The organism is Terrimonas pollutisoli (assembly GCF_029360765.1).
Taxonomy (GTDB): domain Bacteria; phylum Bacteroidota; class Bacteroidia; order Chitinophagales; family Chitinophagaceae; genus Terrimonas_B; species Terrimonas_B pollutisoli.
In genome coordinates this window covers 55,533-68,783 of sequence record NZ_JARKNA010000024.1, presented here as the reverse complement: position 1 = coordinate 68,783, position 13,251 = coordinate 55,533, and the positions used below count along the sequence as shown (strand labels likewise).

The following is a 13,251-nucleotide window of genomic DNA, read 5'->3' as shown; positions in this document are numbered from 1 at the left end:
TTTATGGAAATCTATATTACGCTATAGAATAAATAACACATGGATGCTAAAGTTCAATATTGCAAGCACTTGTTCAAAGTATAATTTCATAACAATCTAAAATTACAGTCGCGCAACAGCCACTTAATGGCGGGGCAATAAAGCCCTCATCCTAAATGGGCTTTAGCCCAATATCAAAGGCTTTAGTCGGATTAAAGAAAAAAATAAAATTATTATGACAATAGATTTTGCAAAATATAGTGATGGCCTGGTGCCGGCGATCATACAGGACGATGCTACAAATAAAGTGCTGATGCTGGGGTTTATGAATGAAGAGGCTTTGAAGCAAACACAACAAATTGGTAAAGTGACTTTTTATAGCCGCAGCAAGCAACGCTTATGGACAAAAGGAGAAGAGAGTGGAAATTTTTTATTGCTGAAAAAGATCATTGCAGATTGTGATAATGATACATTGCTGATCAGGGCAAATCCCGTAGGTCCTGTATGTCATACAGGTGCCGATACTTGTTTTAATGAAACAAACAGCGGTGATTTTTTTCAAACGCTTACAGCGATTATAAAAAAGAGATTTGATAACCGGTCAGAAAAATCTTATACATCCGGGTTGTTTGATAAGGGTATAAATAAAGTTGCTCAAAAAGTGGGGGAGGAAGCGATCGAGTTAGTAATCGAAGCAAAGGACAATAACAACGATTTGTTTATTAATGAGGCTGCCGATCTTTTATTTCATTACATGGTACTTTTACAGGCTAAGGGTTTTACCATTGAAGATGTAAAAAAAGTTTTGTCGGAGCGCCACAAATAGTTTTTTGCAATTAGTAAGACCAGTTTTTGGCAGCATGTATTCTTTCACTGAAGTGATCGCCTGCCAACCTTAGTAGGTCAGTTATTTTATTGTATTGCTAACCTTATTACATTATTTTAACCAATTGCTAAGAATGTTCAAACTATTATTTTTATCTGTCCAATAAGGTAATAATGTTCAGGAGGAAGAATGTGATTTTTTTATTAAGGTTGCCTGAATTGAATGAACCTGTTTGTAATATGCCCAATAGCGGACTGAACGTTGAAGAGTGCGACCAACAGACGATGATTGTAGTAACACAGCCCGGTTCATAAAAAGAATCATATCAAATAATGTTATAATTAATAACATACACGCAGCACTTTTTATTTCGACAAATACAAGTAGTTTTGACCCTTCAAATTAAGATATGATTCGCAACAACTGGACTAAGGATGAAATCTCGGAAATTTATCACCGCCCGCTGCTTGATTTGATCTACGAAGCAGCAACTATTCACAGGATTAATAACGACTATGGTGAAGTGCAGATCAGCAGCCTGATTTCTATTAAGACGGGAGGCTGTTCAGAAGACTGTGCTTATTGCCCGCAGGCGGCACGATACCATACCGGTGTAGATGTTCATGCTTTGATGAAAGTGGAGGAAGTCGTAGCGACCGCACAGAAAGCCAAGCAGGGCGGGGCTTCCCGTTTGTGTATGGGAGCTGCCTGGCGGGAGGTGCGTGACAACCGCGACTTTGACCGTGTATTAGAAATGGTGAAAGCCGTGAATGCAATGGATATGGAAGTGTGCTGTACGCTCGGCATGCTTACGTATGAGCAGGCGGAAAAATTAAAAGAGGCGGGATTATATGCGTATAATCATAATGTAGATACTTCCGAAGAGAATTATAAAAACATCATCACCACCCGAACCTATGATGATCGTTTGCAAACACTGCATAATGTTCGCAAAGCGAAACTAACGGTTTGTTCCGGTGGTATCATCGGGTTGGGTGAAACGGTAGAAGACAGGGTAGGCATGTTGCATACACTTTCCAATTTGCCTCAACATCCTGAATCGGTTCCTATCAATGCATTGGTAGCGGTAAAAGGAACGCCATTGGAAAACCAGGAGAGAGTTTCAGTATGGGATATGGTAAGAATGATCGCTACTACACGTATCATTATGCCAAAGACAGTTGTTCGTTTATCTGCAGGACGGCTGGAAATGAGTTTGCCGGAGCAGGCATTATGTTTTATGGCAGGGGCCAATTCTATTTTTGCAGGTGATAAATTATTAACTACTCCCAATCCATCTTTCAATGATGATATGCAGATGTTTGAGATTCTTGGATTGAAACCAAGAGAAGCGTTTAAGAATGAAAAGAACAAGATAGAAGTTGAAAGCTGATTTTCTTAAATAAAATTTAGTTACCTGTTACCGGTAACAAGTAACAGGTAACAATTCTTCTTCCGTGGAAACACCATCTAAAACAATCAATGATTCGCTACAGGAAGTTCTTGATAAAAGAAAAGAGGCTTCTATGTATCGCTTTCTGCAGATGAATGAAGGACTGATAGATTTTTGTTCAAATGATTATTTAAGTTTTGCACGTTCTGAAAAAATAAAACATCGTGTGAAACAATTGGAGGAGGAAGTAAGCAATTTAGCGGGATCAACTGGCTCCCGTTCAATATCAGGCAATACATCCTATGCGGAGGAGCTGGAGCGATTTTTAGCAGGATTTCACCATGCAGAAGCCGGTTTGCTTTTTAATTCGGGTTATGATGCCAATGTTGGGTTGTTTTCAAGCATTGCTAAAAAAGATGATACACTGCTTTGTGATGAACTGATCCATGCCAGTATGATCGATGGTTGCAGGTTGAGTTATGCCAACCGCCTGCGGTTTGCTCATAACGATACCGCAGATCTTGAAAAGAAATTACAGAAAGCAAAAGGAAACCTGTCTGCCGGCAAGGCAAGTATTTTTGTTGCCATCGAATCCGTGTATTCAATGGACGGCGATATGGCGCCGCTTCCGGAAATCGTTTCACTGTGCAAACAATACAATGCCCATTTAATTGTAGACGAAGCCCATGCTACTGGTGTTTTTGGAAGACAAGGAAGGGGATTGGTGAATTACTTTGGATTAGAACGGGATGTATTTGCGAGGGTGCATACATTCGGCAAAGCAGTAGGGTGTCATGGAGCAGTGGTCGTTGGCAGCGATGTACTACGTAATTATCTTATCAACTTCGCCCGTTCTTTTATCTTTACGACGGCGCTTCCGCTCCATTCCCTGTTCACTGTTAAAGCAGCATACGAACAGTTAATGGCAACTGATTTTGATAATGCTTACCTGCATCAGCTTATTGAACATTTTAAGAAAGGATTAGTTTCCGCTGATGATACATGGCTTATCAACAGCATTGGCCCTATTCAAAGCCTGGTAATACCCGGAAGTGAGCGGGCAAGACATGTTGCAAAACAATTGCAGGCAAGGGGATTTGATGTACGGGCCATCGTTAGTCCTTCCGTTGCGATTGGTAAAGAACGGTTGCGTATCAGCCTGCACATGCATAATACTATGCAGCAACTGGATGAATTGAAACATGCATTAAATCAAATTCTTTTTTCATGACTGGAGTTGTAGTAGCAGGTATTGGCACAGGTATTGGAAAAACTCTTGTAGCTGCTATAATTACCGAAGCATTGCAAGCTGATTATTGGAAACCGGTGCAGGCTGGAAATCTTGATTTCACTGATACGGATTTTGTCAAACAGCATAACAGCAATACAAAAACTTTTTTTCATCCCGAAGCATACCGGTTGGCAACACCCATGTCGCCACATGCCGCAGCAAAAATTGATGGGGTAATAATAGAACTGGAGAAACTTACTATTCCCGAATCTGTCAATGCAGTTGTTATAGAATTAGCCGGCGGTTTAATGGTTCCACTGAATGATGAGCGACTGAATATTGATCTGCTTAAACAATGGAGCCTTCCTGTTGTGCTGGTGTCACAGAATTATCTTGGAAGCATCAATCATACATTATTATCAGTTGAGGTATTGAAACATCATGCCATCAGGCTGGCAGGAATAATTTTTAATGGTGAGCCCAATGCAGCAACAGAAGATTTTATCCTGCAGTACACCGGAGTAAATTGCATAGCGAGGATCGATCACGAAAAAATCATCAGCAAAGAAACTGTAAAGCGGTATGCGGATAAGTTCCGGGAAAAATTGAATGGTTTATGAGAAATCTTTCAGAGAGAGATCAACAGGTCATTTGGCATCCTTACACGCAGATGAAATTAAGCAATCCACCGATTGGGATTACAAGAGGAGAAGGTGTGTATTTAATTGATGATGCAGGTAATAAATATATTGATGCGGTTTCGTCCTGGTGGGTCAATATTCATGGGCATGCACACCCTTATATCGCACAGAAAGTTGCTGACCAATTATTGAAACTGGAGCACACTATTTTTGCTGGCTTTACACACGAACCTGCAGTATTACTTGCAGAACGATTACTCAATATATTACCAAACAACCAGGCAAGGATATTTTATTCGGATAACGGATCTACAGCTGTAGAAGTAGCTGTAAAAATGGCCTTGCAATATTGGAGTAATAAAGGGCAACCCAAAAATAAGATCATCGCTATGGAACATGCTTATCATGGCGATACATTTGGCGCTATGTCAGTAAGTTCGCGGAGTTCCTTTACCGACCCTTTTTCATCTCTTTTGTTTGATGTTATTCATATTCCCTTTCCGGAAAAAGGAATGGAACTGTCAACCCTTAAAAAGTTAAAAGAGCAAATTGATAGTAATCATGAGCAGATTGCAGCCTTTATTATTGAGCCATTAGTATTGGGAGCCGGAGGCATGTTAATGTATGAACCGGGTGTACTGAATCAACTAATAAGTACTTGTAAGGAAAATGATATCATCACTATTGCTGATGAAGTGATGACAGGTTTCGGCAGAACCGGAAAACTATTTGCCTGCGATCACATTGACACCAGGCCTGACATAATTTGTTTGTCAAAAGCAATAACCGGTGGCACTATGCCTTTAGGCGTTACTTCCTGTACACAGGAAATTTTCAATGCTTTTTTGTCGGAGGATCGTTCAAGGACTTTTTTTCATGGACATTCTTATACAGCTAATCCTGTTGCTTGTGCAGCCGCATTAGCAAGTCTTGATCTTTTACTAAAAGAAGAAAGTAATGAAAATATCAGGCGAATAGTCAGGCAACACCAATATTTTATTGAGCGGAATAGTAATACCCCTGCATTTAAAAATCTCCGCAGCACGGGTACTATTCTCGCTATCGATTTTAATTCACCTGAAGAAACATCCTATTTCAATTCACTGCGTGACAGGTTGTATAATTACTTTATAAGCAAAGGCATTCTTTTGCGACCATTGGGAAATACAGTCTATGTAATGCCCCCTTATTGCATTACCAACGAAGAATTGAAGCAGGTATATAATGCTATTGAGAGAGTTTCGGCGGAAATCTTTACTTAGATGAATAGCGGTTCATGTTTTAGAGGCTAAGGTTTTTTAAGCGAATTGACATCACTTCAATGTCCTTTGCCATAGCAGCAAGTCTATTACCATTAATATAAAAAAAAGAAGATTTTCGAAATAAGCCTTGTATTTTTATAAAGTTCATGTACGTAAGCATATAAACCGAGGTTGAAGCTGATTTAATTTTAATTTGCTTTTTATTGTCAGAATTATTGGCTTTTTTTGCATGACTTTTCTGACTGTTTGACTCACATCAATTTAAAGTTAGTAGCCGTATATCCAAATGGAAAAAATTACAATTCTTCTTGTAGACGATCATAAACTGATTCGGGACTCCTGGGCATTTATACTCAACAGCGATTCAAGATTTACAGTTATTGGCGAGACAAGTTCGGGTGAAGAAGCCATAGAAATTGCGGGAGAAAAAAGACCGCAAATTATTCTCATGGATGTTAATATGACACCAATAAATGGGTTTGATGCTACCAGGCAAATTCACAAAATTTCGCCGGAATCCAGGATCATCGCTGTATCCATGCACACCATGCCGGCTTATGCCAAGCGGATGATGCAGTTGGGGGCCATGGGCTATGTAACCAAAAATTCATCAAAGGAAGAAATGGTGACGGCTATCATCGAAGTGAATAATGGAAAAAAATACATTTGCGAGGAGGTAAAAGCGATTTTAGCCGAGCAGGAAATGGATGAGAACTCCGATGAGTTAAACAATCTGTCCCGCAGAGAGATCGATATCATCAAGCTGATAAAAGAAGGACTCTCGTCAAAAGAAATAGCATTACAACTGGATATTTCCCTGAAAACAGTAGAAGTGCATCGCTATAATATTCTCAAGAAATTAAAGCTGAAAAATACGGCAGCCCTTGTAAATTACATTAATACTAAAGGCCTTTAAAAAGTCTTTAAATCAACCTTATCCTCTGAAACGGTAGTTTGCTTGTGGGTTACCCGGGCATCCATATTTTCTGGAAGAAGAACATGAAGTTGCCAAAACTGCTGTAAGAGCTATCATTAAAAGTGCGATAAGAGAACGAGTTTTCATTTTGATGACTGTGTTATTGTGTTCTAAAACGAGTCTAGTTGTTATTTATTTTACAAATTTAAAAAATGTTTAGCCTATTTTACTGTTTTTGATTGACTTAGACCTTGTTAAATATCAACAAATGACTGAATTTAAGACTTGTTAAAGAATACTAATCTGCTACCTTTACCACCCATTTATCATTTATAAGAGAAATTGCTTACCTCATGTTGAAATTGACAAAACCACTTGCCTCGATCGATCTTGAAACTACAGGTGTTAACCTGGGTACAGACAGAATTGTTGAGATCGCTATCGTAAAAATCCTAACTGACGGGAGTCGCATAGTGAAGCGAAAGTTGATTAACCCCGAAATGCCAATTCCCAAAACATCCAGTGATATTCATGGTATTACCAACGATATGGTAAAAGATGCACCAACTTTTAAACAGGTGGCACATGAGTTGAAACAAGTTTTAGACGGCTGCGATATTGCAGGTTACAATAGCAACCGGTTTGATATTCCGCTTCTTATGGAAGAGTTTTTGCGGGTGCAGGTGGAATTTGATATGAAGGGCAGAAGATTGATAGATGTGCAAAAAATATTTCACCAGATGGAGCAAAGAACCCTGGGAGCCGCTTATAAATTCTATTGTAATAAAACGCTTGAAGGGGCACATAGCGCAGAAGCTGATGCTTCAGCTACCTATGAAATACTGGAAGCGCAGACCGGGCGATACCCTGCTCTGGGAAATACGGTTGATTCAATTATAAAGGCTATTGGTGAAGATGTAATAGTAGATTTTGCCCGCAGATTCGTGATGGAAAACGGGGTTGAAGTCTTTAATTTTGGTAAATTTAAGGGTAGGGCTGTTTCGGATGTTTTAAAGGCCGAGCCACAGTATTACGACTGGATGATGAAGGGAGACTTTCCGCAACACACCAAGCAAAAATTGACTGAGATTTATACCCGTACCATGTTGAAAAAAGCCTGATAAAAAAGGGGTGCCCTGTGTAGAATTTAACACAGTAATCTTTTTTGATTATCGTATATTCGTTACTTCCGTTTTTTTAATGGAAAAATTAGTAGTCATACCAACCTATAATGAAAGGGAGAATATTACCAATATTCTTCATGCCATCTTCAACCTTGGCGAAGGGTTTCATGTGTTGGTCATTGATGATGGTTCTCCTGACGGGACTGCTCAAATAGTGAAAGAGTTGCAACCCAAATTTCCCAACCAATTATTCATTGTAGAGAGAAGGGGTAAACAAGGACTAGGCACTGCCTATATTTATGGATTCAGGTGGGCAATGGCTAATAACTATCGTTTTATTTTTGAAATGGATGCCGACTTTTCACACAATCCTGCTGACCTTGTTCGGTTGTATGATGCCTGTAAATATAAAGGGGCTGACGTAGCAATTGGCTCCCGCTATGTAAAAGGTGGCGGTGTTGTGAACTGGCCTTCCAATCGTATTGCCTTATCTAAAGGAGGTTCTCTTTATACAAGGATTATTACCTGGATGCCCATTAAAGACCCAACTGCGGGCTTTATGTGCTACCGCAAAGAGGCATTGGAAACAATTAATCTCGATGAGATCCGTTTCACCGGGTATGCATTCCAGATAGAAATGAAGTTTGCGGCATGGAAGCTTCATTTCAGGTTGAAAGAAGTTCCGATTATTTTCCAGGATAGAACGTATGGTGTTTCCAAAATGAATAAGGGAATTGTAAAAGAAGGAATACTGGGTGTATTAAAACTTCGGTGGCATAGCTGGTTTACCAATTATCGTAAGAGGGTAAAAAATACTGACCCTATCTCTATATCTGCCTCCTCCCCGCTACACAAGAATGAGATGGTGTCTCAAAGCAAATAAAGTATTGCTAATTTCAAAAGTTTCAATTTACTCTTACTGATATTCCCCGCTTTTCTTAGTTTCGGTGAAATGAAGAAAGCTTTTCTCCAATTGCACATCGCTGTTTTCTTAGCTGGATTTACGGGTATATTGGGACGCCTTATATCACTCAATGAAGGAATGATTGTATGGTACCGGCTATTGCTTACAGCGGTGACGATGTGGCTGCTGTTTGGCATACGTAAAAACATAACCAAACTATCAGTTACAGATATTTTAAAAATTGGTGCTGTTGGGTTTATTGCTGCTATGCATTGGGTGACTTTTTATGGTTCCATTAAATACGCCAACGTTTCAGTAGCCTTAGTCTGTTTTTCTGCTATCGGTTTTTTTACGGCCATTTTTGAACCCCTGATTTTAAAAAAGCGAGTTAACTGGACAGAAATGTTGCTGGGCGTCATGACGATTGCCGGTATCTATATCATTTTTCATTTTGATGCGCAGTATAAAACGGGTATCATAATCGGCGTTATTTCCGCTGTACTAGCTTCTTTATTTCCTATTTATAACAAACAGTTTCTGCAACGGGTCAATGTGGAAACGATGCTTGCCTGGCAACAGACTGGTGGCCTTATTACCTTGTCAATACTTCTTCCTTTTTACCTGCAGCAGTTTCCGGTTGTGAGTTTTTTCCCGGGCATTGAAGATTTTTTATGGTTATTGGTTCTCTCATGGCTTTGTTCGGTGATTGCATTTCAATTTTCATCCAATGCTCTGAAACGGTTGTCAGCATTTACGGTCAATCTCACCTTTAACCTCGAACCTGTATATGGCATATTACTGGCTTTTATTGTCTATAAAGAAAATCAGCTGCTGAGCAAATGGTTCTATGCCGGGTTTGCCATTATTGCTGTTGCACTGATTATTCATATCATCATCCTGGTAAGGCATGAGAGAAAATTGGTGGCAGATGTTGCTGCCTAAAACAGCGGGGATGTATTAATGATTCATTTTATTCGATACCAACTTCAAAGGCGTTGTAATAACTGCCCCTAGTAATTTTTATTTTCCGACTGGTATCTTTTTAAAGTCCCAAAAATCGTGGTTCTCAGTTATCTTTAAAGCTTTAATTTTTTCCCGCATCATGAAGTATATTCTTTTTCTTATTTTATTTTTTGCAATACAATCTGTAGAAGCCCAAAAAAAGCCCCTGGATCATTCAGTTTATGATAGCTGGCAAAGTATCGGCCAAAAACTGATCAGCAATGACGGTAAATGGGTAGTATACACGATCGATCCCCAGGAAGGTGACAATGAACTGGTGATTCAATCTGCGGCGGCGGATGCAGTGTATAAAAAATCAGTGGCACGGGGTTATAATGCGGTGATAACGGAAGATAGCCGTTATGTTATTTTCCGGATCAAACCTTTTTTCAAAGAAACAAGGGAAGCGAAAATAAAAAAGAAGAAAACGGAGGAAATGCCCAAAGACTCACTTGGTATAGTAGAGCTGGGAAAGGATAGTGTTTGGAAAAAAGCTGCTATCAAAGGCTTTAAGACGCCGGAGAAAAGTTTTGGCTGGCTGGCTTATCACCTGGAAAAACCTGCCGATGCGAAACCGAAAACGGACAATAAAAAAATAACGGATAGTCTCAATAAAATAATTGATTCTTTGAAAGCAGTGATAACCGATATGCCGGGAAGAAAGACGAAAGGAAAGGATAGTTTTATTTTACCCGCAGATGGGCTGGCTGTTTATGATGCTGAAGGAGATGAGGTTACACCAACTTCTCCTGAAGCCGGTACTGAACTCAGACTGAGAAATTTGAAAACAGGTAGCGAAAAATCGTTTAAAAATGTAGTGGAGTATTTCCTCAGTAAAAACGGTCAAAAGCTTTTGCTGGAGCAATCCCGTGATTCCAAAGATTCCCTTAGCAAGATCATCGTTTTATTGTATGATTTAAACATTGGCACTTCCGACACATTAAGCCGTGGCGGGAATGAGTTTAAAAATTTCATTTTTTCTGATGATGCATCCCAGGTTGCTTATCTCGCAGAAAGAGATGCTAAGCCAAAGGATCTTGAAAAGTATTACAAGCTCTGGTATTTTCAACAGGGAATGGATAGTGCCAAAATACTCGTGGACAAAAATTCCGTGGGGATGGAACTGGGCATGACCATTAGCGAAAATGCGACACCTGAGTTCAGTAAATCGGGCAGACGGATATTTTTTGGCGTGGCGCCTATACAGGCTCCAAAAGACACATCGCTGGTCGAAATGGATTTGGTGAAACTGGATGTCTGGCATTATAACGATGATTATTTACAAACCGTTCAACAAAGCCGGCTGCAACGCGACCTGCAAAAAAGTTTTCTTTCAGTTTATGATTTTGAAACAGAAAATATTGAACAACTGGCCTCTGAAGAAATTCCAACTGTTTACCAAACTGACGAGGGCGATGGTGAGACTTTTGTAGGGGTGACCGATGTCGGCCGAAGAGTGGAAAGCCAATGGACAGGCAATACGAAAAAAGACATTTATGCAATTGATGTAAAGACAGGAAATAAGAAGCTGGTGAGAAAAGATTTGCAGGGCGTTATTTCACCGAACTATGTTTCACCAACCGGCAAGTATATTATGTGGTATGATAGTAAAGCAAAAAATTATTTTGCATGGGATGGTGATGACCGGACCAGGAATATTACTGCCAAAATAAAAGTGCCGTTGTATGACGAAGAAAATGATTCGCCAGTAGAACCTTCGCCATATGGAGTGATGGGCTGGCAAGAAGGTGATTCGGTAGTTTATGTTTACGACAAGTATGACATTTGGAGAATTGGATTAGGAGAAACTACAACAACAACATTGTTTACTGCTGATCGGAAAAATAAAATTGTCAATCGTTTTATTCAGACAGACCCGGATGCTAAATCAATAACGGCCAGTCAAAAATTGCTGTTTAGGGAGTTTAATGAAATAACAAAGAATTCATCACTTGTAGCCCTCGATCTTAATAATATTCGGAGAAGTTTTCCCTATGTGTTCGACGCTAAGTTTAATATCGGAGGTATTGTAAAATCAAAAAACACAGGCTTGCTGATTTATACGAAGGAAAATTATAAAGAGTCGCCGGATATTTATGTTGGACGGGGAGTTGAACAGCGGGAAGCCGGCGAACATCCATCCAATCAATTCACCGTATTGGAAAAACAACTTTCCTCCATCAATCCTCAACAAAAAGACTACAACTGGGGTACAGCCGAACTTTACAGGTGGAAGACATTTAAAGGCAAATTATCTGAAGGTATTTTATACAGACCCGAAGATTTTGATCCTTCCAAAAAGTATCCACTTATTCTTTATTTCTATGAAAAACTGTCTGATGGATTGAACAATTATATTCCGCCTTCACCTACACCCAGCCGCCTCAATATTTCATTTTTCGTCAGTCGTGGTTACCTGGTTTTTGCACCAAATATCAGCTACACGATTGGTCATCCCGCTCAAAGCGCCTATGATTATATTGTTAGTGCGGCAAAGGATTTGGCAAAACATAAATGGGTAGATGCAAAAAATATCGGCATACAGGGACAAAGCTGGGGCGGCATACAAGTGGCTCAACTCATCACCATGACTGATATGTTTAAAGCAGCATGGGCCGGTGCACCTGTTGCCAACATGACAAGTGCCTATGGCGGTATTCGCTGGGAAAGTGGTATGAATCGTCAATTTCAATACGAGAAAACACAGAGTCGCATTGGCGCCACCTTATGGGAAAAGCCGCAGCTGTATATTGAAAGTTCCCCTTTATTTCATTTGCCTAAAGTAAAAACTCCGCTGGTCATTATGGCGAACGACGCCGATGGTGCAGTGCCCTGGTACCAGGGAATCGAACTCTTCACAGGCATGCGACGACTTGGGAAAAAAGTATGGATGTTGAATTATAACGGCGAAGCTCACAATCTCATTCAACGGAAAAACAAGAAAGACATTCAAATAAGGGAACAACAATTTTTCGATTGGTTGCTGAAAGGAGAGAAGCCAGCCAAATGGATCACTGAAGGTGTTCCTGCTGTTAAAAAAGGAAAGGACTGGGGATTAGAGATAGTTCCATAGATAAGTTCAAAAAGGTTTAATAAAAAGTTCCATTGGTTCCATACGTTTAAAGCGGTTGAGTTAACAACTTATCAAACCTTTTAAACTTCTTGAACGCATTAAACCTTTCTATGCCGCCTGCTCAGTAATAAACTTCACCAAGCTTCTTTTTGCAATAGGCAATAAAGTTTCATCAACGGGAAAACTTAATTCAGTGTCGATGGAGTAAACGGCAGGATTGGGCAACTGGTTAAAATGCCGTATCAATTCTGCTTTTGTTTGTTCGTAAGTGCTGCTGATGCTGCGCTGCCATTTATTGACCAACACCGTTTTGATACTCCGGTATTTTTCATCATGTTTTTCAAAAATGGAAAGACGATAGTGATAGGTCCGTGCAATTTTGGTGTTGCCACTTGTTAAAAAGAAATATCCTTCTTTCAGATCAAGCGGAATAATGCCGACAGGGTTGATAATGATCTTTTCTTCGACGAATTCATAAATACCGGCGCCGGTTTGCAAGGTCATCTTTAACGTGTCAGCGGCATAATGGATGATCTCCTCCAGTTCCTGCATCAGTTCGTCATCTTCAATCATTTGCTGATACAAAAGCTGCAGTTTTTCCATTTGAATGCCGGTCATTTTTTTGGGGAAATGTTCCTGCAGAAATTTTTTGTTCTCCCGGAAAGCGACCAGGTTGTGATAGTGAAAAACAACATCCGCCAGCTGGGGATACAGTTTATTCTGGTCAAAGTATTTGTTTACTTCCTGCAGGTAGGCAAGCAGGGTGTATTTTTTCAACTCAAAGTCGATATAACCCTCGGCAAACCAGGTTTCAGATAATTGTTTCATAGTGGCTGGTGGTTTAGTTATTCCAATTTACAAAAAAAGAGGAACATTTAATAGCAATGCTACATGGTATAA

At 39.8% G+C, this 13,251-nt stretch carries 11 protein-coding genes; 10 read left to right on the top strand and 1 reads right to left on the bottom strand.

Going from position 1 to position 13,251, the window contains the following annotated elements; genetic code table 11:
- The first annotated feature begins 214 nt into the window (after window positions 1-214).
- The 10 genes from hisIE (at window position 215) to P2W73_RS24165 (ending at window position 12,351) form a co-directional block, all read left to right on the top strand.
- Complete coding sequence (gene hisIE / locus P2W73_RS24210; protein WP_439145499.1) at window positions 215-805, top strand: bifunctional phosphoribosyl-AMP cyclohydrolase/phosphoribosyl-ATP diphosphatase HisIE; 591 nt, start codon at window positions 215-217, stop codon at window positions 803-805.
- Window positions 806-1,214: 409 nt separating this feature from the next.
- Entirely contained in the window at window positions 1,215-2,198 is a 984-nt protein-coding gene (gene bioB, locus P2W73_RS24205; RefSeq protein WP_276504684.1) for a biotin synthase BioB, read from the top strand.
- A 64-nt stretch (window positions 2,199-2,262) separates the two neighbouring features.
- Window positions 2,263-3,429 carry an aminotransferase class I/II-fold pyridoxal phosphate-dependent enzyme gene (locus P2W73_RS24200; RefSeq protein ID WP_276504683.1) on the top strand — a complete coding sequence of 389 codons (1,167 nt, stop codon included), beginning with the start codon at window positions 2,263-2,265 and terminating at the stop codon, window positions 3,427-3,429.
- Window positions 3,426-4,049, top strand: coding sequence for a dethiobiotin synthase (gene bioD / locus P2W73_RS24195; protein ID WP_276504682.1), 624 nt, complete (start codon window positions 3,426-3,428; stop codon window positions 4,047-4,049). Before P2W73_RS24200 ends, bioD begins: the two co-directional genes overlap by 4 nt.
- Window positions 4,046-5,332 carry an adenosylmethionine--8-amino-7-oxononanoate transaminase gene (gene bioA / locus P2W73_RS24190; protein WP_276504681.1) on the top strand — a complete coding sequence of 429 codons (1,287 nt, stop codon included), beginning with the start codon at window positions 4,046-4,048 and terminating at the stop codon, window positions 5,330-5,332. The genes bioD and bioA overlap by 4 nt, the downstream gene beginning before the upstream one ends.
- A 286-nt stretch (window positions 5,333-5,618) precedes the next feature.
- Window positions 5,619-6,248 (top strand): response regulator, encoded by a 630-nt coding sequence (locus P2W73_RS24185; RefSeq protein WP_276504680.1) that lies wholly within the window; start codon window positions 5,619-5,621, stop codon window positions 6,246-6,248.
- Between the two features lie 353 nt (window positions 6,249-6,601).
- On the top strand, window positions 6,602-7,369 hold the full coding sequence (locus P2W73_RS24180; RefSeq protein WP_276504679.1) for a 3'-5' exonuclease: 768 nt from the start codon (window positions 6,602-6,604) through the stop codon (window positions 7,367-7,369).
- A gap of 79 nt (window positions 7,370-7,448) precedes the next feature.
- Window positions 7,449-8,255, top strand: coding sequence for a polyprenol monophosphomannose synthase (locus tag P2W73_RS24175; protein ID WP_276504678.1), 807 nt, complete (start codon window positions 7,449-7,451; stop codon window positions 8,253-8,255).
- Between the two features lie 69 nt (window positions 8,256-8,324).
- Window positions 8,325-9,218, top strand: a complete 894-nt coding sequence (locus tag P2W73_RS24170; RefSeq protein WP_276504677.1) for a DMT family transporter — start codon at window positions 8,325-8,327, stop codon at window positions 9,216-9,218.
- Between the two features lie 160 nt (window positions 9,219-9,378).
- The gene (locus P2W73_RS24165) at window positions 9,379-12,351 is read left to right on the top strand and encodes an alpha/beta hydrolase family protein (protein ID WP_276504676.1); all 2,973 of its coding nucleotides are present in this window, start codon (window positions 9,379-9,381) and stop codon (window positions 12,349-12,351) included.
- 108 nt (window positions 12,352-12,459) lie between these two features.
- On the opposite strand, the gene P2W73_RS24160 is transcribed toward P2W73_RS24165, so the two are convergent.
- A complete protein-coding gene (locus P2W73_RS24160) occupies window positions 12,460-13,179 on the bottom strand; it encodes a hypothetical protein (protein WP_276504675.1) in 720 nt (239 codons plus the stop codon).
- Window positions 13,180-13,251 lie beyond the last annotated feature (72 nt).